General features: G+C 59.3%; 26 protein-coding genes. 15 read left to right on the top strand and 11 right to left on the bottom strand.

Translation table 11 applies throughout. The features are described 5' to 3' along the window. Positions 1-37: 37 nt before the first annotated feature. On the top strand, positions 38-331 hold the full coding sequence (locus T18_RS22150; protein ID WP_003514125.1) for a hypothetical protein: 294 nt from the start codon (positions 38-40) through the stop codon (positions 329-331). A 60-nt stretch (positions 332-391) separates the two neighbouring features. On the opposite strand, the gene T18_RS22145 is transcribed toward T18_RS22150, so the two are convergent. Further along, the gene (locus T18_RS22145; RefSeq protein ID WP_038492940.1) at positions 392-1,432 is read right to left on the bottom strand and encodes a dipeptidase; all 1,041 of its coding nucleotides are present in this window, start codon (positions 1,430-1,432) and stop codon (positions 392-394) included. Positions 1,433-1,667: 235 nt separating this feature from the next. On the opposite strand from T18_RS22145, the gene T18_RS22140 reads away from it, so the two are divergent. The 7 genes from T18_RS22140 (at position 1,668) to T18_RS22110 (ending at position 9,362) form a co-directional block, all read left to right on the top strand. Continuing rightward, positions 1,668-3,263, top strand: a complete 1,596-nt coding sequence (locus T18_RS22140; RefSeq protein WP_038492140.1) for an ABC transporter substrate-binding protein — start codon at positions 1,668-1,670, stop codon at positions 3,261-3,263. Positions 3,264-3,265: 2 nt separating this feature from the next. Beyond that, on the top strand, positions 3,266-4,279 hold the full coding sequence (locus tag T18_RS22135) for an ABC transporter permease (protein ID WP_003514118.1): 1,014 nt from the start codon (positions 3,266-3,268) through the stop codon (positions 4,277-4,279). Continuing rightward, complete coding sequence (nikC, locus tag T18_RS22130; protein ID WP_013636786.1) at positions 4,276-5,178, top strand: nickel transporter permease; 903 nt, start codon at positions 4,276-4,278, stop codon at positions 5,176-5,178. The genes T18_RS22135 and nikC overlap by 4 nt, the downstream gene beginning before the upstream one ends. Positions 5,179-5,181: 3 nt before the next feature. After that, positions 5,182-6,012 (top strand): ABC transporter ATP-binding protein, encoded by an 831-nt coding sequence (locus T18_RS22125; protein ID WP_003503986.1) that lies wholly within the window; start codon positions 5,182-5,184, stop codon positions 6,010-6,012. Beyond that, entirely contained in the window at positions 6,009-6,749 is a 741-nt protein-coding gene (locus T18_RS22120) for an ABC transporter ATP-binding protein (RefSeq protein ID WP_003514115.1), read from the top strand. Before T18_RS22125 ends, T18_RS22120 begins: the two co-directional genes overlap by 4 nt. Before the next feature lie 116 nt (positions 6,750-6,865). Beyond that, complete coding sequence (locus tag T18_RS22115) at positions 6,866-8,377, top strand: serine hydrolase domain-containing protein (protein WP_038492137.1); 1,512 nt, start codon at positions 6,866-6,868, stop codon at positions 8,375-8,377. A gap of 88 nt (positions 8,378-8,465) precedes the next feature. Then, positions 8,466-9,362, top strand: a complete 897-nt coding sequence (locus tag T18_RS22110; RefSeq protein ID WP_003514111.1) for a LysR substrate-binding domain-containing protein — start codon at positions 8,466-8,468, stop codon at positions 9,360-9,362. A 6-nt stretch (positions 9,363-9,368) separates the two neighbouring features. Here the strand turns inward: T18_RS22110 and T18_RS22105 are convergent, their stop codons facing one another. The 9 genes from T18_RS22105 to T18_RS22065 form a co-directional block, all read right to left on the bottom strand. Next, positions 9,369-10,235 (bottom strand): D-amino-acid transaminase, encoded by an 867-nt coding sequence (locus T18_RS22105; protein ID WP_003514109.1) that lies wholly within the window; start codon positions 10,233-10,235, stop codon positions 9,369-9,371. Positions 10,236-10,255: 20 nt separating this feature from the next. Next, positions 10,256-11,314, bottom strand: coding sequence for a P1 family peptidase (locus T18_RS22100; protein WP_038492134.1), 1,059 nt, complete (start codon positions 11,312-11,314; stop codon positions 10,256-10,258). A gap of 143 nt (positions 11,315-11,457) precedes the next feature. Further along, a complete protein-coding gene (locus T18_RS22095; RefSeq protein WP_038492131.1) occupies positions 11,458-12,420 on the bottom strand; it encodes a sugar kinase in 963 nt (320 codons plus the stop codon). A gap of 49 nt (positions 12,421-12,469) precedes the next feature. Next, a complete protein-coding gene (locus T18_RS22090) occupies positions 12,470-13,528 on the bottom strand; it encodes an ABC transporter ATP-binding protein (RefSeq protein ID WP_019565059.1) in 1,059 nt (352 codons plus the stop codon). A 32-nt stretch (positions 13,529-13,560) separates the two neighbouring features. Then, positions 13,561-14,397: a carbohydrate ABC transporter permease gene (locus T18_RS22085; RefSeq protein WP_003504003.1), complete on the bottom strand. Its 837-nt coding sequence runs from the start codon at positions 14,395-14,397 to the stop codon at positions 13,561-13,563. Further along, on the bottom strand, positions 14,397-15,335 hold the full coding sequence (locus tag T18_RS22080; RefSeq protein WP_003514101.1) for a carbohydrate ABC transporter permease: 939 nt from the start codon (positions 15,333-15,335) through the stop codon (positions 14,397-14,399). The genes T18_RS22085 and T18_RS22080 overlap by 1 nt, the downstream gene beginning before the upstream one ends. After that, positions 15,335-16,666, bottom strand: coding sequence for an ABC transporter substrate-binding protein (locus T18_RS22075; protein ID WP_003514099.1), 1,332 nt, complete (start codon positions 16,664-16,666; stop codon positions 15,335-15,337). The genes T18_RS22080 and T18_RS22075 overlap by 1 nt, the downstream gene beginning before the upstream one ends. 104 nt (positions 16,667-16,770) lie before the next feature. Beyond that, entirely contained in the window at positions 16,771-17,427 is a 657-nt protein-coding gene (locus T18_RS22070; RefSeq protein WP_003504009.1) for a GntR family transcriptional regulator, read from the bottom strand. Between the two features lie 21 nt (positions 17,428-17,448). Then, a complete protein-coding gene (locus T18_RS22065) occupies positions 17,449-18,333 on the bottom strand; it encodes a dihydrodipicolinate synthase family protein (RefSeq protein WP_003504010.1) in 885 nt (294 codons plus the stop codon). 280 nt (positions 18,334-18,613) lie between these two features. Between T18_RS22065 and T18_RS22060 the strand changes: the two genes are divergently transcribed. The 7 genes from T18_RS22060 to rutF all read left to right on the top strand — a co-directional run bounded on the left by T18_RS22060 (position 18,614) and on the right by rutF (position 23,897). Continuing rightward, on the top strand, positions 18,614-19,225 hold the full coding sequence (locus T18_RS22060) for a biliverdin-producing heme oxygenase (protein WP_003514096.1): 612 nt from the start codon (positions 18,614-18,616) through the stop codon (positions 19,223-19,225). Between the two features lie 465 nt (positions 19,226-19,690). Next, a complete protein-coding gene (gene rutA / locus T18_RS22055; protein WP_003504013.1) occupies positions 19,691-20,782 on the top strand; it encodes a pyrimidine utilization protein A in 1,092 nt (363 codons plus the stop codon). After that, the gene (rutB, locus tag T18_RS22050) at positions 20,779-21,519 is read left to right on the top strand and encodes a pyrimidine utilization protein B (protein WP_003514094.1); all 741 of its coding nucleotides are present in this window, start codon (positions 20,779-20,781) and stop codon (positions 21,517-21,519) included. Before rutA ends, rutB begins: the two co-directional genes overlap by 4 nt. Before the next feature lie 26 nt (positions 21,520-21,545). Further along, positions 21,546-21,932 carry a pyrimidine utilization protein C gene (rutC, locus tag T18_RS22045; RefSeq protein ID WP_003492069.1) on the top strand — a complete coding sequence of 129 codons (387 nt, stop codon included), beginning with the start codon at positions 21,546-21,548 and terminating at the stop codon, positions 21,930-21,932. A 14-nt stretch (positions 21,933-21,946) separates the two neighbouring features. Beyond that, positions 21,947-22,738, top strand: a complete 792-nt coding sequence (gene rutD, locus T18_RS22040; protein ID WP_038492124.1) for a pyrimidine utilization protein D — start codon at positions 21,947-21,949, stop codon at positions 22,736-22,738. A 17-nt stretch (positions 22,739-22,755) separates the two neighbouring features. Next, on the top strand, positions 22,756-23,346 hold the full coding sequence (locus tag T18_RS22035; protein ID WP_003514089.1) for a malonic semialdehyde reductase: 591 nt from the start codon (positions 22,756-22,758) through the stop codon (positions 23,344-23,346). A 26-nt stretch (positions 23,347-23,372) separates the two neighbouring features. Then, positions 23,373-23,897, top strand: a complete 525-nt coding sequence (gene rutF / locus T18_RS22030) for an NADH-dependent FMN reductase RutF (protein ID WP_003514088.1) — start codon at positions 23,373-23,375, stop codon at positions 23,895-23,897. Between the two features lie 229 nt (positions 23,898-24,126). Here rutF and T18_RS22025 read toward each other — a convergent pair whose 3' ends face one another. Then, positions 24,127-25,560, bottom strand: coding sequence for an NAD(P)(+) transhydrogenase (Re/Si-specific) subunit beta (locus T18_RS22025; protein WP_003514086.1), 1,434 nt, complete (start codon positions 25,558-25,560; stop codon positions 24,127-24,129). Positions 25,561-25,562: the final 2 nt, after the last annotated feature.

The raw sequence follows: 25,562 nt of genomic DNA, 5'->3' as shown, positions 1-25,562 counted from the left end.
GTGATTAAACGCTTCTTTCAATTGAAGGAAATGCAAAATGAACATGCCTACAAGAATAGTAATTTCGCTGATCGCAGCCCTTTTGGTGGGCGGCGGCTACATGGCTTATGACAAGATGCGGGGCGCCGAATGGGTTGTTTCGCCGCAGCAGATCGCTGATGCGAAGGCTGGCGGGCAGGCCGGATATGAATCGCGTCCGGGAACAGTGACCGTTCTGCCGATCCGTAGCGAGACGGCGGATGTACTGCCGATCAAATGGGCCATTGCTGGTCTGGTCGCAGGCCTGCTGGCGTTTCGGTCCACGGGCAAAAAGAAAGCGGCAAAGGCCTGAGGCCTGCCGCTTCATGTCTCCGGCACGGAAGTCCGGGGAGAATGCCAAAGTCGGGGCGCGTTACGCGCCCCACGTTTTCTCCAGCACGCGTACCCAGTTGCCATGGCAAATCTTGGCGAGTGCGGCGTCGTCATAACCGCCGTTGCGCAGGGCTGTGACCAGCAATTGCAGATCGGCCGCATCCTTCATGGCTGCTGGAATGGTGGTGCCGTCGAAATCCGAGCCGAGTGCGACGTGATCGATGCCGATGCGGTTGACGATATAGTCGACATGGCGGACCAGTTCGCCAAGATCGGTAGCCGGGTTCTTCACGCCGTCCTGGCGCAGGAATAGAACGCCGAAATTGATGCCGGCAAGACCGCCTGTGTCGCGGATCGCGTCCAGCTGGCGGTCCGTCAGGTTGCGGCTGTGGTTGCACAGCGCATAGGTGTTGGAATGGGACGCCACCAGCGGTGCGTCCGAAATCTTCGCGATGTCCCAGAAACCCTGTTCGTTCATGTGCGACAGGTCGACCATGATCTTCAGTTCGTTGCAGGTCTTTACCAGCCGTTTTCCGGCATCGGTGAGGCCGGGGCCGATATCCGGTGTCGACGGGAAGCGGAAGGGAACGCCGTAGGCGAAGATGTTCGGGCGGCTCCAGACCGGTCCGAGCGTGCGAAGGCCAGCCTCGTGGAGAACATGCAGCGCATCCAGATCGGCGCCGATCGCTTCTGCGCCCTCGATATGGAAGACGGAGGCAAAGGTGCCCTCTGCCATCGCGCTGCGGATCTCGGCAGCCGTGCGGCAGACTTTCAGCGCACCGCCTGATTGTTTCTCGGCGCGGAACAGCAGGGCTGCCATGCCAAGCGTCGCCTTCAGCGCGTCCGCTTCAGCCGGTGTCGTGAAGTCGCCGTTCGCGTCCTTCTCCATGCTGGGCGAGGGGACGTAGATGGCGCAGAGGCCACCGGCCAACCCGCCCTTCCTGGCGCGCGGCAGGTCGATGTGGCCGACCGTATCACCCTCGATGAGAAGCGTTTCGGGAGAGGCATTGCCCGATCGCCATAACCGCAGAAGCACGTCGTTGTGGCCGTCGAAGACGGGTACGGTTTTTTCATCGGTCATGGTCATTCACCTTTGGATACGGGCGGGGCGCGGGCGCGCGGTCGTCAGACTTTTGAGAATTGGTAGATGAAAGGTCAAGGTCGGAGCAAATGCAATCCGTGCATAGGCTCTGCCAAATTTGGAATTGGTCGCGCCTCGTTTGCTCGTGGTAATCGCGGGAAAACATAAAAAAAATGACTGGATTGGGGCGAACCCATACCGTTTCCGAAAAATAAGGTCCGAAAGGGGATTTTCGATGATTTCAAGACGCAACCTGCTGATTGCCGGCGCTGCCGTACCGTTCCTGTCCTATGCGCACATTCCGGCATTTGCTGCGACGCCCAAGGATATTCTGGTGGTCGCGCAGCAGCTGGACAACATGACGAGCCTTGATCCGCATGAGGGTTTCGAAGCCGTCGGCGGTGAAATCATGTCCAACATGTACCAGAAGCTGGTGCGGGCGAACCGTGAAGATTCCACCAAGGTCGATCCGGTCATCGCGAAGTCCTGGGAAGCCGATGCGGAAAGCAAGGTTTTCACCTTTGTGATCGGTGACGATGCGACCTTCTCGAGCGGTGCGAAAGTGACCGCGGAAGACGTGGCCTTTTCTCTGCAGCGCGCCATCAAGATGAACAAGAGCCCGGCCTTCATCATCGGCCAGTTCGGCTTCACGCCTGGCAATGCCGAAACCACCATCGTTGCCGCCGACGAAAAGACGGTGAAGCTGACGACGGCAAAGCCGACCGCAATCTCGTTCCTGCTCTATTGCCTCTCCGCTAATATCGGCGCGATCGTTGAAAAGAAGGCCGTGCTGGCAAATGCCTCGGGCGAAGACCTCGGCAATGGCTGGCTGCAGAAAAACAGCGCCGGTTCCGGCGATTTCATGTTGCAGGCCTGGAAGCCGAGCGAGAGCGTAGCGCTCACCGTCAACCCGAATGGCCCCTACAAGGGTAACATCAAGCGCGTCATCCTGCGCCATGTCACCGATCCGTCTTCCCAGCTTCTGATGTTGCAGAAGGGCGATATCGACATTGCCCGCGACCTGACCTCGGAACAGCTGCGTACCGTCCAGAACGACGCCAACATCGAGTTGCAGCGCAAGAGCATCGCCTCGCTGGTGCTGATCTCGCTCAATCAGGGCAATGAGAACCTTGCCAAGCCACAGGTCTGGCAGGCCATCAAATGGGCGCTGGACTACAAGGGCATGCAGGAAAACATCGTGCCGCTGACGCACAAGGTTCACCAGAGCTTCGAGCCGGAAGGTTTCCCCGGCGCCGTTAACGACACGCCGTACCAGCGCGATGTCGAAAAGGCCAAGGCGCTGATGGCGGAAGCCGGTCTTGCCGACGGTTTCGAAATCACCATGGATCACTATTCCGCCCAGCCTTACCCGGATCTGGCGCAGGCCATCCAGGCAAATCTTGCCGATATCGGCATCAAGGTGCGTCTGCAATCTGCCGAGAACCGTCAGGTTCTGACCAAGATGCGCGGCCGCGAACACCAGATGGCGCTTTCCGCATGGGGCACGGATTATTTCGATCCGCATTCCAATGCCGATGTCTTCAACATCAACAAGGACAATGGCGACGACGCCAAGTCCAAGCCCTTCCTGTGGCGTTCGCGCTTCAAGAACGACGACTTTGCCGCGAAGGCAGAAGCCGCCCGCGACGAGAAGGACCCGGCAAAGCGCATCGAGCTTTATGAAGCGCTGCAGCGCGAGCACATGGAAAACAGCCCCTTCGTCTTCATGTTCCAGACGACGAAGACGGCCGCGTTCCGCAAGGGCGTTTCCGGCTTTGAACTCGGCGTTCTCTCCGAGGGCAATTCCTACCACGATGCTAAGAAAGCGTAACATTGAACAAGCGCGTCAAAAGCATATCGTCGACACTGAGCAGCGTCATTCTGACGCTGTTCGGGTTGATGGTCATCACCTTCCTGATCGGGCGCGTCATGCCTGTCGATCCTGTCATCGCGGCAGTTGGCGACAACGCGCCTGAAGACGTCATTGTGCGGGTTCGGGCCGAAATGGGCCTGGACCAGCCACTGGTCGTTCAGTTTTTCCACTATGTGTCGCAGGTGCTGCACGGTGATTTCGGCAATTCCATCCTGACCCGCAACCCGGTTTGGATCGATATCAAGCGCGTTTTCCCCGCCACCTTCGAGCTTGCTACGGCAGCACTCATTCTCGCTGCGCTGATCGGCATTCCGCTCGGCGTATGGGCCGCCGTGAAGCAGGGCAAGTTGACGGATCAGATCATCCGCGTCGTCTGCCTTGCCGGCCATTCCGTACCCGTCTTCATGCTGGCGCTGATTTCGCTGCTGGTATTTTACGCCACGCTTGGCGTCGCACCCGGACCGGGCAGGCAGGACATCATCTATGACGGCATGATCTCGCCGGTCACCGGCCTGATGACGGTCGATACGCTGCTTGCCGGCGACTGGGACGCGTTTTACGACGCCATCGCCCATATGGTGCAGCCCGTCTGCATCCTTGCCTATTTCAGCATGGCCTATATCACCCGCATGACACGCGCCTTCATGATCGATGCGCTGAAGGGCGAATATGTCATTACCGCCCGTGCCAAGGGGCTTTCGGCAATGACCGTTATCTGGGGGCACGCCTTCCCGACGGTTGCCGTACAGCTCGTCACGGTTCTCGCACTCACCTATGCCGGCCTTCTGGAAGGTGCCGTGGTGACGGAAACCGTCTTCAGCTGGCCGGGCCTTGGCCAATATCTCACCGTCTCGCTCATGAACGCGGACATGAACCCTGTCGTCGGAGCGACCCTGTTGATCGGCCTGATCTATGTCGGCCTCAACCTGCTCGCAGACGTACTTTACCGAGTAATGGATCCCCGCGTTCGATGATGTTAGCAACTTTCAGAAACTGGGCTCTGGATGAGACGCCGCATTCCCGCAGGCAGGCTGCCTGGGGAAACCGGTACCGCATCTGGCTGAACCTCAAGTCCAATCCGCTGGCGGTGGTCGGTCTCACGATCATCATCATCTTCATTGCGCTGTCGCTGCTGGCGCCGTTCATCGCGCCTTACGATCCGGCCGCGCAGAACCTCGGCAACCGCCTTGCCTTCCCGAGTGCCGAGCACTGGTTCGGCACGGATGAGCTGGGTCGCGACATTCTTTCGCGCATTCTCTATGGTGGTCGCGTCACGCTTGGCATGGTCATTGCCGTCGTTGTTCTCGTTGCGCCGATCGGTCTCGCCATCGGCTGCATCGCCGGTTATTTCGGTGGTATCGTCGATACGGTGTTGATGCGGGTGACCGATGTGTTCCTGGCCTTCCCGCGCCTCATCCTGGCGCTTGCCTTCGTCGCGGCGCTGAAGCCTGGCGTCGAAAGCGCCATTCTCGCCATCGCGCTCACCGCCTGGCCGCCCTATGCGCGTCTCGCTCGCGCCGAAACCATGACGGTTCGCGGCAGCGATTTCGTTGCGGCCTACCGGCTGACAGGCGCTTCCGCCTGGCGCATCATCGCCCGTCACATCGCGCCGCTCTGCGTGCCGAGCCTCATCGTGCGCATCACGCTCGACATGAGCTCGATCATCATCACCGCCGCAAGCCTCGGCTTCCTCGGCATGGGCGCGCAGCCGCCTTCGCCGGAATGGGGTGCGATGATTGCGACGGCCAAGCGCTTCATCTTCGAACAATGGTGGGTCGCCACCATTCCGGGCATCGCCATTTTCCTCGTCTCGCTCGCCTTCAACTTCCTTGGCGATGGTCTGCGCGACGTGCTCGACCCGAAGGGACATTGAGCCATGCTGGTCGAAATCGAAAATCTGAAGATCGCGTTCCAGACCCGCACCAGCCGCTTCGAGGCGGTGCGCGGTGTTTCCATGAAGCTCGGAACAGAAAAGCTCGGCATCGTCGGTGAATCCGGTTCGGGCAAGAGCCTCACGGCGCGCGCGCTGATGAAGCTTCTGCCCTCCAATGCTGATATCAGGGCCGACAAGCTCTCCTTCGACGGTATCGACGTGCTTTCCGCCAGTGAAAAGCAGATGCGCCAGATCCGAGGAAAACGGGCAGGTTTCATCCTTCAGGATCCGAAATATTCGCTGAACCCGGTCAAGACCATGGGTGCACAGATCGCGGAAGCCTGGCGCGCCCACAAGGGCGGCAGCAAGCGTGCGGCCATGGAGGCGGCAATCGCTCTGCTCGATCAGGTGAAGATCCGCAATCCGCGCCAGGTCGCTTCGTCCTACGCTCACGAGGTTTCCGGCGGCATGGGCCAGCGTGTCATGATTGCCATGATGCTGGCGCCCGATCCCGAGCTTCTGATCGCCGACGAACCGACGAGTGCTCTCGATGCCACGGTGCAGGCGGAAATCCTGCGGCTGATCGAGGAGCTGGTATCGGAACGCGGCATGGGTCTCATCCTCATCAGCCACGACCTGCCGCTTGTCTCGCATTTCTGCGACCGCGTGGCTGTCATGTATTCCGGCCGGGTGATGGAGGAGCTGAAGGCTTCCGAACTCCTGAAAGCACAGCATCCTTACACGCAGGGTCTCTTGAACTGCATTCCCTCGCTGACGCATCCGCGCGAGCGTCTTCCCGTTCTCAACCGTGATGCAGCGTGGTCCAGCCTATGATCGACGTCGAAAATCTCCGTATCAAGTTCGGCGACCGTGAAGTGGTGAAGGGCGTGTCCTTTTCGGTGGAAAAGGGCGGCAGCTTCGGCATCGTTGGCGAAAGCGGCTCGGGCAAGTCCACCATTTTGCGCGCCATGGCCGGCCTTAATGAAAGCTGGGAAGGCCGCATCGCCTTTGCCGGCAAGGATGCGCCGCTGAAGCGCACGCCGGAATTCTTCCGGCAGGTGCAGATGGTGTTTCAGGACCCCTATGGTTCGCTGCATCCGCGCCAGACTATCGACCGTATCCTCAGCGAATTGCCGTTGGTGCACGGCATGGACAATATCGAAAAACGCATCCAGCAGGCGCTATCGGATGTGGCCCTGCCGCAGGCGGTGCGCTTCCGTTACCCCCACCAGCTCTCCGGCGGCCAGCGTCAGCGCGTGGCGATTGCGCGTGCGTTGATTGCCGATCCGCAGGTCCTGCTGCTCGATGAGCCGACTTCGGCGCTCGATGTTTCAGTGCAGGCGGAAATCCTGAACCTGTTGCAGGATCTGCGGGCGGCGCGCAACCTCACCTATATCCTCGTCAGCCACAATCTGGCTGTTATCGCGCATCTGTGCCCACAGGTGGGCGTGATGCTGAATGGTGAAATGGTCGAGCAGCTGAATGCAGGCGATCTACGCGAAGGCCGCACGAAACACCCGCATACCGAAGAGTTGCGCAGCCTGAGTATCCGGCTGGAAGAGCCGGCTTGAGCCCACGTCGCACATAGATCGAGCGGATGCTGCTCGCTTCTTCTTCCCACCGGGGAGAAGGTCGCGGCAGCGGTATGAGGCTTCCCACAAGACCCACGAAGACACGAGACCGAACAATGTCACAGCAATTCGACTGGAACGCCGCTTCGACGCTTGCCGAGAGTTTCGTCTCGCAATGGGCCGGCAACGAGCCAGGCGGAGCAGTGATCGGTTTCGATCTCAATGGCATCCGTTTTGCCCATGCGGGCGGGGTTGAGAGCCTTTCGACGTTTGCGCCGTTCACGCCGAAAAGCGTGGTGCGTTACGCTTCCGTCACCAAACATGCCTTCTGTGCCATGGTGCTTGCCCATTCCGATCTGATCGGGCTTGACGATCCACTCGGAAAGCATCTGCCGGAGCTGCAATCGCCACTCCGCGACGTCACTGTCGGGCAGGCGCTGGATATGAGCGGCGGATTGCCGGACACGCGCGAATGCCTCTCGCTGCTTGGTCTTTCCGTCTACACCGAAACGAAGGCCGGCCCGCTTCTAGACTATCTGTCGCGGCTGACCCGGCTGAACTTTCCGGCCGGCAGCGAGGTTTCCTATTCGAATACCGGTTATCGTCTGGTCGAGGCGGCGCTGGAGCGCCATGGCTTCCGTTTTGACGATTTCGTGCAGACGCAAATTGCCGGACCGTTCGGTGTTTTCCTGAAGGCGCCGGACGTCTGGAATGATCCGGTCGACGGATTGGTGCCGGGTTACTGGAAGGCTGAAAGCAACTGGCAACTTTCGGCGGCGGGGCTGCATATTTCCGCTTCGGGCAGTCTTGCCGGCAGTGCCGAAGCGCTGACCCGCTGGCTGCAGGGGCTGATGCGCGGAGAGGGCAGCTTTGCCGGCGTTCTGGACGGGCTTTCCACCGAGCGGCGGCTCGCCGATGGACGGATGAGCGAATATGGTCTCGGCCTGCGCTGGTCACATCTCGGCGACAGACGTTTCGTCGGTCATGGCGGTTCGCATCCCGGCTACAAGACGTACTTCCTTCTCGATCCGGAAAACGGCACGGGTTTCGTCGTGGTATCGAACCGCGAGGATACCAACGGCTTCAAGATTGCGCTGGAAAGTATGGCGGCCCTGACCGGTCTGCCTTTACCCAAACCCGCCGCCCGCTTGCCGGAAGGCCTCTATGTCACCGAAAGCGGACCGTGGTGGCTGGAGATCAAGGGCAGTACCTCGACCTTCATCGATGGCGACGACACGCTTTATGAAGATGCCGATGGCTGGGTGTCATCGCGCTCCGCATCCTCTCCGATGCTTCTGAGGCTCGAGGGCGACGCCATCGTCGGCGAGGCAGGCCACGCCGCTCGTCGGTTCCTGCCGGTTGGTGACCATGCGGTGCCCGATGAGCTTTCCGGATCTTGGCGCTCTATCGAAGGGGCGGAATTTACGATTTCCGGTTCGTCGCTGACCATGGGTATCGGTCCCACGCGCCGCTCCATGCCTTTGACGGCGCTCGGCAATGGTCGCTTCCTCTTCACGCTCTCGGACGGGCCGTGGACGAAGCGCATCTGCCTCAATCAATTGAGCGACAGCCGGATAGAGCTTGTGGCGAGCCGGGCGCGAATGATCGAATATTCAAGAAGCCTTTAACAGGGTTTCAATCAGCTGCTATTGCTCCTAATAAAGACCCTTGTTCCAGCTAAAGGCCGGTTCAACATCTTTGTGGGAGAACAGGCCCTTGGAAGTCAAATGGCTCGAGGATTTCCTGGCGCTGGCCGGAACGCTCAATTTTTCGAAGGCGGCGGAAGAGCGGCATGTGACGCAATCCGCTTTCAGCCGGAGGATCAAGCAGCTGGAAGCCTGGGTGGGCGCGACGCTGGTCGATCGCGCTTCCTATCCCTCACGGCTGACCGAGGCCGGGGTGAAGTTCGTTCCGGTGGCGCAGGAAACCCTGAAGCAGCTTTACCACGCCCGTCGCACCCTGTTGCAGGAAGACGGTGAGGATGCCAGAACAGTGCGGCTGACGGCGCTGCACACGCTGTCTTTCACCTTCTTCCCGGACTGGCTGAAACGGGTGAACGAGAAGGCGGGACCGCTGTTTTCGGTTCTGCGGCCTGATTCCGGCAGCATGGAGGAGAACCTCAATTCGCTGGTGGACGGGCAGAGCGATTTCCTTCTGACCTACGCCCACCCCGAAGTGCCGATGCTGCTCGATGCGCAGACCTTCGAATTCCGCGTGCTTGGCGCGGAAAACATCATTCCCGTTTCCGCCCCCACAGAGGACGGCGCACCGCTGCACAGCCTGACGGAAAGCGCGAAAAAACCCTTTGCCTATCTGGATTACGAAAAAGCATCGTTCTTCGGGCCGCTGTTGCGCGATCTCCTGAGTGCGCGCCTGCCGAAATTCGAGCGGGTGCATGAGGGCAGCATGTCGGTGGGGCTGAAAGCCATGGCGATGGCGGGATGGGGTGTTGCCTGGGTGCCGGAAAGCCTGATGCGGCACGAGCTGGATAGCGGCGCGCTGGTGCGTGCCGCCGATCACAGTTTCGATATTGCCGTGGATATCCGGCTTTATCGTTCCAAGGAGAACCGCCGTCCCGTTGTCGAGCGCATATGGGCGGTTCTCGAAGATTGATCCCGGTCAGATCGCGGTGCGGTGGGCGTTTTCGAGATAGAGCGCGCGCAGGCGTTTCACCATCGCGCCTGGTTTGCCATCACCCACCGGCTTGCCGTCGATCTTCGTCACCGAAACCACGAAGTTGGAGGCGCTGGTCAGGCAGGCTTCGTCTGCGTTCATCGCCTCTTCCAGCGTGAAAGGCCGTTCTTCCAGCGTGAAACCGGCCTCCTTGGCCAGTTGCAGGGCGGCAAGGCGGGTGCAGCCGGGCAGGGTCTTGTTGCTGTTGCCGCGGGTGATGATCTTCCTGTCGCCGGTGATGATATAGGCGGTGGAGGATGCGCCTTCGGTGACGAAACCATCCTCGATCATCCACGCCTCATCGCAGCCTTCAGCCTTGGCGATGCGTTTTGCCATGACCTGCGGCAGCAGGCAGACGGTCTTGATATCACGGCGCGCCCAGCGCTGGTCGGGAACGGATTTGACCGCAATGCCGGCCTCTTCCACGGCGGTGCCGACGAGTTTCTTGGCCTGCGTGAACATCACCAGCGTCGGCTTCAAATCGGCGGAAAACAGGAAGTTGCGGTCTTCCGCGCCGCGCGTCAGTTGCAGGTAGATCATGCCTTCGACAAGGTTGTTGTCGGCAATCAGGCGACGTTCGGCCTCGACGATTTCCTTTGTTGTGACCGGCAGCGGCACGTCGATTTCGCGGGCGCTGCGTTCCAGCCGCGCCATGTGCAGGTCGCTGTCGATCAGCTTGCCTTCGAGAACGGAGGTGACTTCATAAATGCCGTCGCCGAACAGGAAGCCGCGGTCGAAGATGGAAAGGCGGGCTTCCGCCTCGGGCAGAAATTCGCCGTTGAGATAAACGATGCGACCGGATTGGCTAGTCATGAAAACTCCGTCTGGAAAAGTCAGGCTGAAAGAAGGGTTTTAAGGGTATCGATGCAAATGGCCTCAACCGTTGCGGCCTTGCCGGTTCCAGCGTTGAAGCCTGATGTTGTTGTTGACGCGCAGAGCGAATTGAGGATCGCCTCCTCGGTTGCCTCTATTGCGGCTTCGAAGAGCGGCGAGATCGCATCGTTGGAGAGCTCAGGATAGTCTGTAACTGCCTTACGGCGTGCGGGCGTGCGGCGAAGGCGCTCGTTGGTCGAAAATGCCAGCGCGTAATCGCCGGAACCATTGCTCAGTGCCGCACCGGTGCGCGAGAGGCCGCCGAAGCTCCTAGCGGCCAAGCGCTTCAAATTGCGCGACGACAGCGGCGCATCGGTTGCGATGATGATGACAATCGAGCCGTCCTTGTCCTTGTGCTCCGGGCTCACATAGGGTTTGCCGCAGACGAGAAGATGGCCGCCATAATTGGACTGCACGAGAACGCCGAGCGTATAGGCCTCCCCCGCGACGGTGACGATGCGGGATGCGGTTCCGATGCCGCCCTTCATGCCGAAAGCCACCGTGCCGGTCCCGGCTCCAACGCCGCCCTCGGCCACCGGGCCTGTGGCAGCGTTTTTCAGCGCGGCCGAAATTTCCTCGACGGTCGGGCGTTCAGCGCGGATGTCGTTGAGGCGGGAATCGTTGGTCTCTCCGACGACCGCATTGATCGACACCACTTTTTCGTTACCCGGCTGCGCCAGTGTGTGGCGGTTGATCGTCTCGATTGCCCGGCCGGTTGCAAGCGTATTGGTGAGGATGACAGGCGTTTCGAGTTCGCCGAGTTCCTCGATCTGGGTCGAGCCTGCAAACTTGCCGAAACCGTTATAGACGGCGAAGGCGGCGGGCACCTTGTCCTGAAAAAGATTGCCGCCATGCGGCAGGATCGCGGTTGCGCCGGTGCGGATCGTGTCGCCTTCGATGACGGTCGAATGGCCGATCGTCACGCCTTCGACATCGGTGATGGCATTGAGCGGGCCGGTCTCGAAATGGCCGGGCGGCAAGCCGATATCGCGCAGTCTCGGGCGGGTCGTCTGATGCATCGGGCGATCACTTTTGCGGAATGCAGGCTCAAGGTGGAACAAGCGCGGCTTGCGAAAAGCTTTGCTCTGACTTGACGTTAGCCTAGTTCGCCGGGAAACGGCATCGCAAAAATGGAATAGTTTTATGCGGGCAATGGATGCGCTCAGAAGGCGCGTAGCGCCGGTCCCCGTTCACGCTCCAGCCATTGCCGCATCGCGTCTTCGGTCTCTTCGCGTGTGGGTGCGCCGATGCGGCCGCCGAAGACCGTGCATTTGAGCGCAGCGGCAACGGAGGAGAGCCGCATGGCGGCGCGGCTTTCCATGCCTTCGGCTATGGCAAGCGCAAAGGTGCCGTGGAAAATGTCGCCTGCCGCCAGCGTATCCACCGCGTTGACCTGCATCGTTTCCTGAAAATGGACAGTGGGATCGCCAGCTTCCGTCCACCAGCAGCCTGCCGGTCCGGCGGTGACGGCGATGAAGGTTTGCGGGTAGCGGGCGTGCAGCACCGGCAGCATGTCCTCTACCGTCTCAAGCCCCGTCAGCCGGGCAGCGGCGGGTTCGGAAAAAACGATGTGGGTTGCGGCGGGTGCGAGCTTTTCGAGGGTTTCGACCGGCGCGACGTCGCCGTCGAGAATGGCGTGTTTGCCGAGTGCGCGTGCCACATCAAGAACATCGAGCGCCAGTTCCGGCCAGCGCACATCCACCAGCACGGCGTCGTAAGCGGCGAGGTCCGCTGGTGTGCAGCAGCGCTTCTTCTCATGCAGCCTGTGATCATAAAAAGGCACGATCAGCCTTTCACCGCGATCATCGATAATGATCGTGGAGAGTGCCGAGCGTGCGCCGGCGGCGACTGTCATGCCTGTGGTGTCGATACCGCTTTCGGCGAGATCGCGCAGGATGCGGGTTCCGGTCTCGTCGTCGCCCACAGCACCCCAAAGGCTGGCGCGCCCGCCCATGCGGTGCACCGCATAGGCTGCGCTGGATGCCATGCCCTCGGCGATCTGCAACATTTCGTAGGGCAGGACCTTGCCTTCGCCCTTTGGCATGTCATGGACGCGAAACAGGGTGTCGAGCACGGCTGCACCCACGCACAGCACATGTTTGCGGCTCTCGTGTTGGCTGTCCATGCCCGTCACCCTATGTCTTTGTCTTACGCAATTTTACTCGGCATGCGCCTTAAATGCGCTTGCCGGTTGCCTTGTCGAAAAGGTGAACCATTTCCGGGTCGATGGCGATATGGATCGTATCGCCGAACCTCACGTCCAGCCGCTCGCGGAACAGGCAGGCAATCTCGTCGCCCTTGCAGTTCAGCTTGGCATAGATTTCCGAGCCGGTGCCTTCGACCAGTTCGACCCGGCCTTCGATACCGCCGCTTGCTGCACGGATATGTTCCGGGCGCACGCCGTAGACGAGGTCGCGACCGCCCAGTGCGGCGATGTCGCTGTTGGCGGGCAGGGGAAGGCTTAAGCCCTTCACGGTGCGGAACACGCCTTCTTCGACGCGTCCACGAATGAAATTCATCGCAGGCGAACCGATGAAACCGGCAACGAAGAGGTTGGCCGGACGGTCATAAAGCTCGAGCGGCGCGCCGATCTGCTCGATCACGCCGTCATGCAGCACCACGATCTTGTCGGCCATGGTCATGGCTTCCACCTGGTCGTGGGTGACGTAGATGGTGGTGGTGCCGATGCGCTGATGCATGGCCTTGATCTCGCCTCGCATCTGCACGCGCAGCTTGGCGTCGAGGTTAGACAGCGGTTCGTCAAACAGGAAGACCTGCGGATCGCGCACCAGCGCGCGTCCCATGGCTACACGCTGGCGCTGGCCGCCGGAAAGCTGGCGCGGATAACGGTCGAGCAGCTTGTCCAGCCCCAGAATGGCGGCGGCCTTGTCGACCTTGGCCTTGGTTTCGTCGGCGCTCACCTTCTTCAGCTTCAGCGCGAAGCCCATATTATCCTTCACCGTCATGTGCGGATAAAGGGCGTAGTTCTGGAAGACCATGGCGATATCGCGGTCGCGGGCGGGCAGGTTGCTGACCTCGCGTGTGCCTATATGGATTTCGCCGTCGCTGACTTCTTCTAGGCCCGCAATCATGCGCAGCAGGGTGGATTTGCCGCAGCCGGAAGGGCCGACCAGCACGACGAATTCGCCATCCTTGATATCGATATCGATGCCGTGGATGATGTTGACCGCGCCGAAGCGCTTCTGGACGTTTAGAATATTGACCGGTGCCATGTTTTTGGTTCCCGTATTTTTAATTGGTTGATTCAGCCGCCCTTGACGGCGCCGGCGGTCAGGCCCGCCACGATCTGTTTCTGCGCGAACATGGTGAGCAGCAGCACCGGCAGCGTCACGATCAGCGCGGCTGCGGCAAGCGGTCCCCAGCTCACCTGTTCAAAGGAGAGCATGTTGTAGACCGCCACCGGCAGGGTGCGCGTTTCACGGCTTGCCAGCACGATGCCGAAGACGAAGTTATTCCACGAGAAGATGACCGCCAGAATGAAGGAGACGACGATGCCGGGCTTGGCAATCGGCAACGCCACCAGCCGGAACACCTGCCAGGAGGATGCGCCATCGATGCTTGCCGCTTCTTCCAGTTCCTTCGGCGTGGTTTCGAAATAACCGATCATGATCCAGACCACGATCGGAACCGTCACCACGAGATGGATGATGATCTGCGGCCAGAGCGTGCCGAGCAGGTTCAGCCATTGGAACAGCAGGAATAGCGGAATGAGGAAGGAGAGGCCGGGCGTCATGCGGGCGATCATGATGACGACAGCCGACTTTTCCGCCTTCAGCCGGGCGATGCCGTAACCGGCGGGCACGCCGATCACCAGCGCCAGAATGGTGGCCGCACCGGTGACGAGCACCGAATTCCAGAAATAGAGGAAGAAATTATTCTCCTCGAACACCTTCACATAGTTCGACCATGCGAAACGCTCGGGGATGAGGATCGGCGGATAAGCGCCGTTGTCGATTTCATATTTCAGCGACAGCGAGATCATCCAGATGAAGAACAGGATAACAGGCGAAATCATCACCAGCGCCACGAAAAACAGGCCGATGCGGTCGAGGTTTTTACGTTTGAGCAATTGGCGAGCCATCAGCGATCCTCCATCTCGTTCCATTGCGCACGCTGGCGCACCATCAAAAGCACAAAGGACAGCGCCACGATGATGATGAAGAAGACGACGGCCATGGCCGAGCCGTAACCGATGTCGTAGTAGGAAAACGCCGTGTTGTAGAGGTAGATGTTGATGGTTTCCGAGGCCGTGCCAGGGCCGCCCTGCGTCATCGCGTAGATGATGTCGAAGCTTTTGACGGCATCGATGGAGCGGATGATGACGGCGATCATCAGGAACGGCGCGATCATCGGCATGGTCAGGTAACGAAACTTCTGCCAGGCGTTGGCACCGTCGATTTCGGCGCTCTCATAGGGTTCGCGGGGTACTGCAGCCAGTCCGCCGAGCACGATCAGCATGACGAGCGGCGTCCATTGCCAGGTTTCCACCAGCACCAGCGAGGGGATGACGGTGGACTGGTTGTAGATCCATTCCAGCGGTCCGATATGGATGAAGGACAAGAGATAGTTCAGAACGCCGAGCTGCGGGTGGAACATCATGGTCCAGACGAGCGCGATGGCGACCGGGGTCGCCATCATCGGCATCACGAACACGCCGCGCAGAAAACCGCGCAGCGGAAACTGCGCATCGAAAACCAGCGCCGCCAATGTTCCCAGAAACAGCGGAGCGACGACCGACAGCACGGTATAGATGAGGGTGTGCCAGAGCGATTCCCAGAACCTCACGTCGCTTGCGAGCCTTATATAGTTATCGAAACCGATAAAGCTCTGCTCCTGTCCGAGCGTCCAGCGATGGACGCTCATCCACAGGGTGAAGACCCACGGAAAAACGATAACCGCCGAGATGACGACAAGTGCCGGTATGACGAAAGGCCAGTAGTTGGGAGCAAGCCTTGCGGGCCTGCTCCCTTCTTTCCGGCTGACGCCTGTTTTGGTGTTTTCGATGCTCACGGAGGCCATTATCCCTCGCTACGCGCCAGAACGGGTGCGAACTGTTCCGTCGCTTTTTTCAGCTCAGCTGCCGGGTCCGCGCCGCCGATCATGTTGGTGAGGCCGACGCCGTAGATGTCGCGGAATTCCGTGACCGGAATGATGACCGGTAGGGCAAGCTGCGAGACCTTGCCGGAACCGACGACCGCATCCAGCCAGGCGGCCGGCATCTTCACGCCCTCACGCACCTTCTGGTCTTCGAGGATGGACTGGCGGAACGGAACGCCTGCACCCGCCTGCAACAGGCGCGCGCCCATGTCGTGCGAGATCGCCCATTGGCAGAAGAGGTAGGCCGCTTCCTTCTTGCTGCTGGCTTCGACGACACCAAGGCCATCGCCGAAGGTGCCGGCCGCCTGTACTGCCGGGCCCTTCGGCATGACACCGTAACCGACCTTGCCGACCACGCGGGATTTTTCCGGGTTTTCGATCGGCGGTGCAAAACCGACGCCATCGAACCACATGCCGATCTTGCCCTGAAGGAAGGCAGACTGCGCTTCGGCCCAGTTGAAGCCGGAAACGCCGGGAGGGGCGGCTTTGGTCATCAAGCGTTGATAGAGTTTCGCTGCCTCGACCGCTTCCTTGGATTCGGTGTCGACCTTTCCGTCCGCGCCGATCGGCTTTGCGCCGTAACCCAGCATCAACGAAGTCCAGACCGGGGTGTTGGCATTTTTCAGGCCGCGGGCGACGAAACCGTAGGTGTTGGTTGCGGGATCGGTGATCTTTTCCGCTGCCGTCACCAGTTCCTCGAAGGTCTCAGGGTATTTCAGGCCCTTGGCTTCGAAGAGTTCCTTGTTCCAGTAGACGATCCAGTAATCCACCGAGAATGGCAGCGAGCGCAGCACGCCGTCGCTATCCTTGGCAAACAGCATGCCGGCTTCGGCAAAATCCTTTTCGACGAGGGACGGATCGGTCAGCGACGGGTCCTTCAGGAAGCCGCTGATATCGGCCAGCCACTTGCCCTTTTCGAATTGTCTCTTCTGCACGTGGTAGCTCAGATGAACGACGTCGAAGCTCGGCTTGCCGGAGGAAAGCTCGATTACCACCTTCTGGCGCTGCTGCTGTTCAGGTGTTGCTTCGGCATTGACCTTGATGCCGGTCAGTTCCTCGAATTCGCCCAGATATTTGATCAGCGTTTCGCTGCGCGGGCTTTTGACCAGGTTGACTTCAAGCGTGGTGCCGGCGTGTTTTTTCCAGTTCACCGCCGCCGATGCGGGGCGGATGCCGAGCACCGCGCTGCCACCGATCGCTGCCGTGCCTGCCAGAAAGGCGCGACGCGTGGGGTTGAGCAATGAATGCGTCATGTCAGTTCTCCTCCAGTTAGCCGGAAATTCTCCTCACCTCCGGCTTGTTGCTTATTTTCATGCAATTCCGGCCAGGACCTTTCTTCTGCCCTACCGGAATTGCCCTATACTGCCAGCGCCCTGTCCCTTGCGTTGCGGATATGGGCGGTCAGCCGCTCCACGGCGTCTTCGACAGATCGCTTCTCAATGGCTTCGAGAATGGCGAGGTGTTCTTTCATCACCGATTTGACATGGCCTGCGATGCGAAAGCGCTCCTGATTGATGAGGCGCATCTTGATGGAATTGACCCTGTAGGCGTTCGAGATGATCGAATTGCCGAGACTATCGATGAAGGCGTCGTGCATGCCCCAGTCCACCTGCTGCGCGTGCTGGTCCAGCTCCGGCGATTCCCCACCGTTTTCCGTCGCCTCGACGATATCGCGGTGCTGTTTCAACAGCTTGGCGATGGTCTCGTCCGAGGCCGAACGCGTAAAGAGCGCCACGGCCTCCTTCTCGAGAAAGATCCGGAACTGGAACGCCTCGCGGATGAGGTTGATGTCGATATGGGCGACCTGTAATCCCCGCTGCGGCACGGTCTTGATCAGACCTTCCGCCTCCAGCCGTGGAATTGCTTCCCGGATCGCGCCCAGCGGCAGACCCGTCAATTCCACGAGGCGGCGTTGCGAGATGAATTGCCCAGGGCGAACGTCGCGCGAGAGAAGGTGATGCGTAAAGCTTTCATACGCCCGTTCCCGCAATGTCTGTTCGCCGGTATCGTCCATGCTCAACCTTTCAAGGTCTGTTCAGGCGGCCTGTTTGCGAAACAGCGCGTCGAATGCGCCTTCGATCTGCCGCCGGCCCTCCGGTGAAATGGCAACGAGCGGCGCGCGCACATCAGACCAGATATTTTCCCCAGTCGTGTGTGATACCAGCACCTTGACGGCGGGCGTAACCGGAAATTTCAGAAGTTCCACAACAAGATCGACGATGCGCGCATCGTCCTTGCCGTCAACGGCCATGGCGCGGACTTCCTGCGTCAGGAAATTGGCAACGCCGGAGATGGCTCCCTGACCGCCCAGGCGAACGCCCTTGGCCAGATCACGCTCATCGCCGATCAGAATTGCGAGATCGCCGTGTTCTTTCAGCAGGCGCTCTGTGTGGCTCCAGTTGCCTGAGGAGTCCTTCACGCCGGTGACGATGCCCGGAAACGCTTGTCTCAGCCGCCCCACCAGTTCGACCGACAGTGTTACCATGGTCACGGAAGGGATGTTATAGACGAGAATGTCGCGCGCGCCCTTGCCGATCTTTTCGAAAACTGCCGAGAACCAGGCAAACAGGCCGTCATCGCTGACATTCTTGAAATAGGATGGTGGGGCGAGAAGAATATTGCGGGCACCTGCGTTCAGGGCCTCGGCGGACTGGTCGGCCGCATCCTCGATGGAATCCACGAGAACGCCGGTGACCAGACGGGAAGGCGCAATGCCTGCCTCGATGAAGCGGGAGAGAATGACCTGCCGTTCGCGGCTGCCGACGGAGCATCCCTCGCCGGTGGTGCCGAAGAGTGTCACGCTGTCGCAACCATTTGCAAGGCAACGGCGGGCATGCGCGATCATGGCGTCTGTATCGACGGTTCCGTCAGTTTTGAAAGGGGTCGTCAGTGCTGCCGAAAGGCCGAATTTCTGGGTCAATTAAGATGCTCCTCCAAGATGGCTGCAGATTGATGGCACACTGACATGTTAGTTGTAAAGCAGTAATTACAGAATGATTGTTCGCGAGGCTGGAACGGGGGGGATTGGCTTCTAAAGCTGCCTCAGGATCGGTGTTGCGCCCGGTGGGGCATGGAATGTTTACACCGGTTTACGCGAATGCCATTTTTTAGCGATGCACAGGAAAAATGCTAAAATAAATTTGACTGTTTAAGTAAAGATTTTTATCAGGCAATCTGAATATGGGATAAAGGGAAGCGTCATGACCATTGTGGAGCCATCAGCGCCTGTGGAAGAGATCGAGCAGAGCCGCGTGAAGCGCCTGAGGGCTGCCACGCGTGGCGCGCATGGTGGTCTCGATACCTTCATCATGGCAGCGAAGCCGTTCGAGAGCCGGGAGAACTTCGGCAAATTCGTGGAAACGCAATATCTTTTCCATCGCGACCTCGATGCGTTTTTCTCCAATGAAACGCTTGATGGCCTGCTGCCTGATCTTAAGGGTCGTCGCCGTCTCTCCATGATAGAGCAGGACCTTGCCGATCTGGGACACGCCATTCCTGAAACAAACGAGCCGCGCTTTACCAGCGAAACGCCGTTCGATCTACCTGAGGCCATGGGCTGGCTTTATGTGGTCGAAGGCTCGAATCTCGGCGCGGCTTTCCTTCTTAAAGATGCAGCCAAGCTTGGCCTCACCGAAGAATTCGGCGCGCGCCATCTGGCCGGCGCTCCGGAAGGGCGCGGCCTGCATTGGCGTACCTTTACGGCCGCGCTCGATGAAATTTCGCTGACCATCGAAGAAGAGGAGCGGGTCGTCGCCGGCGCCGAAGCCGCCTTCAGGGCCGTGCATGCCTACGCGCAGCAACGCCTCGGTTGAGGTTTTGGCATAGCTTGTCGCTGGTTGTCTTCACAGCGCTTGAAATGCCTCGTTGCACATTCGTGCTGACCCCGTCTTAGCATCCTCACGCCGTCACCCCGGGCTTGGTCCGGGGTCTAGTGCGATCAAGTGCTTGATCGCGCAGGGCTCTATTGGCGGCGCGGACGGGCCGCGGCTGGATACAGGATCAAGTCCGGCATGACGGAGGAGTGGTTTTCCGCTGTCGTGCAAGGCTTCAGAACCATTGTGAGAGCCGCTCATGTCCCGCACATTGCGTTCAATATTTGCCGAATAAACAGGCATATTAATTTACCAAATGATAAAATTTTTATCTTTTGGTAAAAAGAAATTGGCCTCCAAAAAATTATCCAATTGATAAAATTATTTTTTTTCGTCTGGCACGGAACCTGCTACTCTTTCTTCAAATCAGGAAAACGCCTGATGCCAAAAAAAGGGAACAGCAAGATGGAAGTTGGTGTTTTTATACCGATCGGGAATAATGGGTGGCTCCTTTCCGAGAACGCGCCGCAATACAAGCCAAGCTTCGACCTGAACAAGGAAATCACGCTGAAGGCGGAAAAGTACGGCTTCGATTTCGCGCTGTCGATGATCAAGCTGCGCGGCTTTGGCGGCAAGACCGAGTTCTGGGATTATAATCTGGAATCCTTCACCCTGATGGCGGGCCTCGCCGCCGTGACCTCCAAGATCAAGCTGTTCGGCACCGCCGCCACGCTTGTCATGCCGCCGGCCATCGTTGCGCGCATGGCGACGACGATCGATTCCATTTCCGGCGGGCGTTTCGGCATCAACCTTATTACCGGCTGGCAGCGTCCTGAATACAGCCAAATGGGGCTTTGGCCGGGCGACGATTATTTCGGTGATCGCTATGAATATCTCGGCGAATATACCTCCGTGCTGAAAGAGTTGCTGACGGAAGGGCAGTCGGACTTCAAGGGCAAGTTCTTCCAGATGGATGATTGCCGCATGAAGCCGGTGCCGCAGGGGGATGTGAAGCTCATCTGCGCCGGTTCCTCCAATTCCGGCATGGCGTTCTCTGCCAAATTCGCCGATTACAGCTTCTGCTTCGGCGTCGGCGTCAATACGCCAAAGGCTTTTGCACCCACCAATGAGCGACTTCTGGCGGCAACGGAAAAGTCGGGTCGCGAGGTTAAATCCGTCGTGCTGACCATGATCCTTGCGGAAGAAAAATCCGAGGATGCCTGGGCGAAGTGGGAGCATTACAAGGCGGGCGCGGATGAGGACGCGATCAAGTGGCTCGGCCTGCAGAGTTCTGTCGACACCAAGTCCGGCTCTGATACCAATGTCCGGCACATGTCCAATCCCGTCTCGGCGGTCAACATTAACATGGGAACGCTGATTGGCTCCTATGAGGAAGTGGCGGCGATGCTGGATGAAATGAGTGAAGTGCCGGGAACGGGCGGCGTGATGCTGACCTTTGACGATTTTCTCGAAGGCGTCGAAAAATTCGGCAAATATGTACAACCGCTGATGAAGAGCCGCCAGCATGTGCTGGCCGAACTGGAGGCAGCGGAATGAGTGAAGCCGTCGTGGCGGGTTACAAGGGGCCGGAAAGCCGTTCGGAAAGTGTCACACTTCCCGCAAGGCCGGAGCCGATTACCCTCAAGCCCAGCGAGACCGCCGTTGTCGTGGTCGACATGCAGAACGCCTATTCGACCGAGGGCGGTTATGTCGATCTTGCCGGGTTCGATATTTCCGGCGCCAAGGGCACCATCGCCAACATCAAGAAGACGCTGGATGCAGCGCGGGCGGCAGGTGTTCAGGTCATCTATTTCCAGAATGGCTGGGACAAGGATTATGTCGAGGCCGGTGGGCCGGGTTCGCCCAACTGGCACAAGTCCAACGCGCTGAAAACAATGCGCAAAAGGCCTGAATTGCAGGGCCAACTCTTGGCCAAGGGCACATGGGACTATGCCATCGTTGACGAGTTGCAGCCCCAGCCCGGCGATATCTTGGTGCCGAAGACGCGTTACAGCGGTTTTTTTAACACCAATATGGACAGCGTCCTGCGCGCCCGCGGCATCCGCAATCTGGTGTTCGTCGGCATCGCCACCAATGTCTGCGTCGAAAGCTCGCTGCGCGACGCTTTCCATCTCGAATATTTCGGGGTGATGCTGGAGGATGCCACGCATCATCTGGGCCCGGACTATATCCAGCAGGCGACTGTCTACAATGTCGAGAAATTTTTCGGCTGGGTGGCGACCGTCAATGATTTCTGCGGCGTCATCTCGCAGGCCGCACCCGTCAGGGATTGATCCCCAAACACAAAGAGGAGAATGAAATGCCGAAGAAGATCGTCGTGCCTGCCGGTACAAGCAAACCCATCGCCCCTTTTTCGCCGGGAACCCTTGCCGATGGCGTGGTTTACGTTTCCGGAACGCTGCCATTCGACAAGGACAATAATGTCGTGCATGTGGGCGATGCCAGCGCCCAGACACGCCATGTTCTGGAAACCATCAAATCCGTTATTGAGACCGCCGGCGGCACGATGGAGGACGTGACGATGAACCACATCTTCATCACCGACTGGGCGAATTACCAGGCCGTTAACACGGTCTATGCCGAATATTTCCCCGGCGACAAGCCCGCGCGTTATTGCATCCAGTGCGGCCTCGTAAAGCCTGATGCACTGGTGGAAATCGCCACCGTCGCACATATCGGCAAGTAAGGCGAAACGGCAAAATGATGCATTTCGAGGTTCATGGCCGGGCCGAGCCTGAGGCGCCCACTATCCTGCTGTCATCGGGGCTGGGTGGATCGGGCGCCTATTGGGCGCCGCAGATCGAGGCCCTTTCCAGCCATTTCCGGATCGTTACCTATGACCATCGCGGAACTGGCCGGACCGGCGGCGAGGTGCCGGCAGATGGCGGCATATCGGCGATGGCCGATGATGTGCTGGAGATCGTCTCGGCGCTGAACCTCGAAAAATTTCACTTCATGGGCCATGCGCTTGGCGGTCTGATCGGACTCGATATCGCGCTTCGCAAGCCCGGCCTCATCGACAGGCTTGTTCTTATCAATGCCTGGAGCAAGGCTGATCCGCATTCCGGGCGCTGCTTCGATGTACGGATCGAGCTTCTGGAAAAATCCGGTGTCGAGGCTTTCGTGAAAGCCCAGCCGCTGTTTCTTTATCCGGCGGCCTGGATGTCAGAGCATCAGGAGCGGCTGGCACGTGACGATGCGCATGGCGTCGCGCATTTTCAGGGCAGGGCGAATGTGCTTCGGCGCATCGCGGCGCTCCGGGCCTTTGATGTCGACGCGCGCCTCGGCGAGATCGGCAGTCCGGTTCTGGTAGTGGCAACCAAAGACGATCTTCTGGTGCCCTATACCCGGTCGCTGCGTCTTGCGGAAGGTTTGCCGCAAAGCGAGCTTTGCCTTCTCGATTTCGGAGCGCATGCGGTCAATATCACCGATTCTGACCTTTTCAACGCGCGGCTTTTGCAGTTTCTGCTACCGGCAACACAAACATTCTGACGGGATTTGAGAGTAAAATGACGAGAGCATTGGACGACGCTGCATTGGCAACACTTTTCACCGAGGCACGCACCCACAATGGCTGGACGGACAAGCCAATCGGGGATGAGACGCTGACAGCGCTTTATGACCTGACGAAGATGGGGCCGACTTCGGCCAATTGCTCGCCGGCGCGTTTCGTGTTCGTACGCAGCCCGGAAGCCAAGGAAAAATTGAGGCCGGCGCTTTCTTCGGGCAATCTGGAAAAGACCATGGCAGCACCCGTCACGGTCATCGCTGCCATCGACAGCGAATTTTACGAGAAGCTGCCGGTGCTGTTTCCCCATGCCGATGCGCGTTCCTGGTTCACCTCCAGTGCGGCGATGGCCGAGGAAACGGCATTCCGCAATGCCACGCTGCAAGCCGGTTATCTCATTCTTGCCGCCCGCGCGCTCGGGCTTGATACCGGAGCCATGTCCGGTTTCGACAAGGGCAAGGTGGATGCGGCATTTTTTGCGGGTACGACGTGGAAATCCAATTTCCTCATCAATCTTGGTTACGGCGATCCGTCGAAGCTGTTCGGCCGCCTGCCGCGACTGGCGTTTGAAGACGCCTGTGTTCTGGCTTGAGGGCCTGTTAAGGAAGGATGGTTTAGATGCGGATGATGTCTCTTGAAAAGGAAGCGGAAATGGAGACGAAGACTGCACAGGAACGCAGCCTCGATTATAGAAACGCCATGGCGCGGCTCGGTGCGGCAGTCAACATCGTCACCACGGACGGTGCGGCAGGCCGTGCGGGATTTGCAGCGACGGCCGTTTGCAGCGTTTCCGACAATCCGCCCACGCTTCTCGTCTGCCTCAACCGCGGCTCTTCCGCTTATAATGTGGTGAAGGGCAATGGCGTCATCTGCGTCAACACGCTTGCTTCCAAGCACGAGGTGCTGAGCACCCTGTTCGGCGGCAAGACACCGGCGGAAGAACGTTTCGCTGCCGGAAGCTGGGGCGTGCTCGAAACCGGCTCGCCTGTTCTGGAAGACGCACTGGTCTCCTTCGATTGCCGCATTCGCGAGGCACATGATGGCGGCACGCACGATATCCTGATCTGCGATGTCGTCGATATGAAGATCAATGAGGGCGACGAAGCACTGATGTATTTCAACCGGCGTTACCGGGTGCTTTGAGAGCGGTCTATCGATAAAGTTTCGTGTGGCGGGGCCGTAGCATCCGCACAGCGTCACCCCGGACCTGATCCGGGGTCCAGTGCGATCAAGTCTTTGATCGCGAAAGACTCTTTTACGGCGCGGACGCGCCGTGGCTGGATGCCGGATCAAGTCCGGCATGACGGAAGAAACGTTCGCGTTCCCATCTGTAAGAAGGGCGTTTCCGGTCTCCCGGAAACGCCCTTTTTCATCACTTGATCAGCGGCAAAAGATCGTTGATCGACTTTTTCGCATCGCCGTAGAACATGCGGGTGTTGTCCTTGTAGAACAGCGGGTTCTCGATGCCGGAATAGCCCGTGCCCTGGCCGCGCTTGGAAACGATGACCAGTTTGGATTTCCATACTTCCAGAACCGGCATGCCGGCGATGGGCGAGTTGGGATCGTCCTGTGCCGCCGGGTTGACGATGTCGTTGGAGCCGATGACGATGACGACGTCGGTATTGGGGAAATCGTCGTTGATCTCGTCCATTTCCAGCACGATGTCGTAGGGCACCTTTGCTTCGGCGAGCAGCACGTTCATGTGGCCGGGAAGACGACCCGCAACCGGGTGGATGGCGAAACGCACGGTCTTGCCGTCGGCGCGCAGCTTGCGGGTCAGTTCGGAAACGGCCTGTTGCGCCTGTGCCACCGCCATGCCGTAACCGGGCACGATGATGACGCTGTCAGCGTCGTTCAGCGCTGATGCCACGCCTTCGGCATCGATTGCCACCTGCTCGCCCTCGATTTCCATCGCCGGACCCGTCGTGCCGCCGAAGCCGCCGAGGATGACCGAGATGAAGGAGCGGTTCATGGCCTTGCACATGATGTAGGACAGGATCGCACCCGAGGAGCCGACAAGCGCACCGGTAACGATCAGGAGATCGTTGCCGAGCGTGAAGCCGATGGCGGCCGCCGCCCAGCCGGAATAGCTGTTCAGCATCGAGACGACGACAGGCATATCTGCGCCGCCGATACCCATGATCAAGTGATAGCCGATGAAGAAGGCGGCAAGCGTCATCAGCACCAGCGTCCATGCGCCAGCACCGTTGCAATACATGATGAGCAGGACGAGCGACAGGATCGCGGCACCGGCATTGAGGACGTGTCCGCCCGGAAGCTTCTTCGCCTTGCCGTCCACCTTGCCGGCAAGCTTGCCGAAGGCGACGACGGAACCGGTGAAGGTGACGGCGCCGATGAAGACGCCGAGGAAGACCTCGACCTTCATGATTGCCAGTTCTACCGGCGTCTTGTGGGCGAGGAGGGCGGAAAAGCCTGTCAACAGGGAGCGCGCCGTCTCATCGAGCGAGGCGACATGCGCTTCCTCGATATGGGCGTTGAAGCCGATGAAGACGGCGGCCAGGCCGACAAAGGAGTGAAGTGCTGCAACAAGCTGCGGCATCTCGGTCATCTGCACGCGGTTTGCGACGAAGTAGCCGAGAACGGCGCCACCCGCCAGCATCAGAAGTACGATGAACCAGTTGCCGACATCAGGTCCGAAGACCGTGGCGACAATGGCAAGACCCATGCCTGTTATGCCGTACCAGACGGCGCGCTTGGCGCTTTCCTGCCCGGAAAGACCACCGAGGGAGAGGATGAATAGAACGGCTGCGGCAACATAGGCCGCGGAAACGATACCAATGGTCATTA

This window comes from Rhizobium sp. TBD182 (genome assembly GCF_001950375.1).
GTDB classification, from domain to species: domain Bacteria; phylum Pseudomonadota; class Alphaproteobacteria; order Rhizobiales; family Rhizobiaceae; genus Agrobacterium; species Agrobacterium tumefaciens.
Note: the sequence above shows the minus strand (reverse complement) of the source record. Positions and strands in the feature narration are given on the sequence as shown.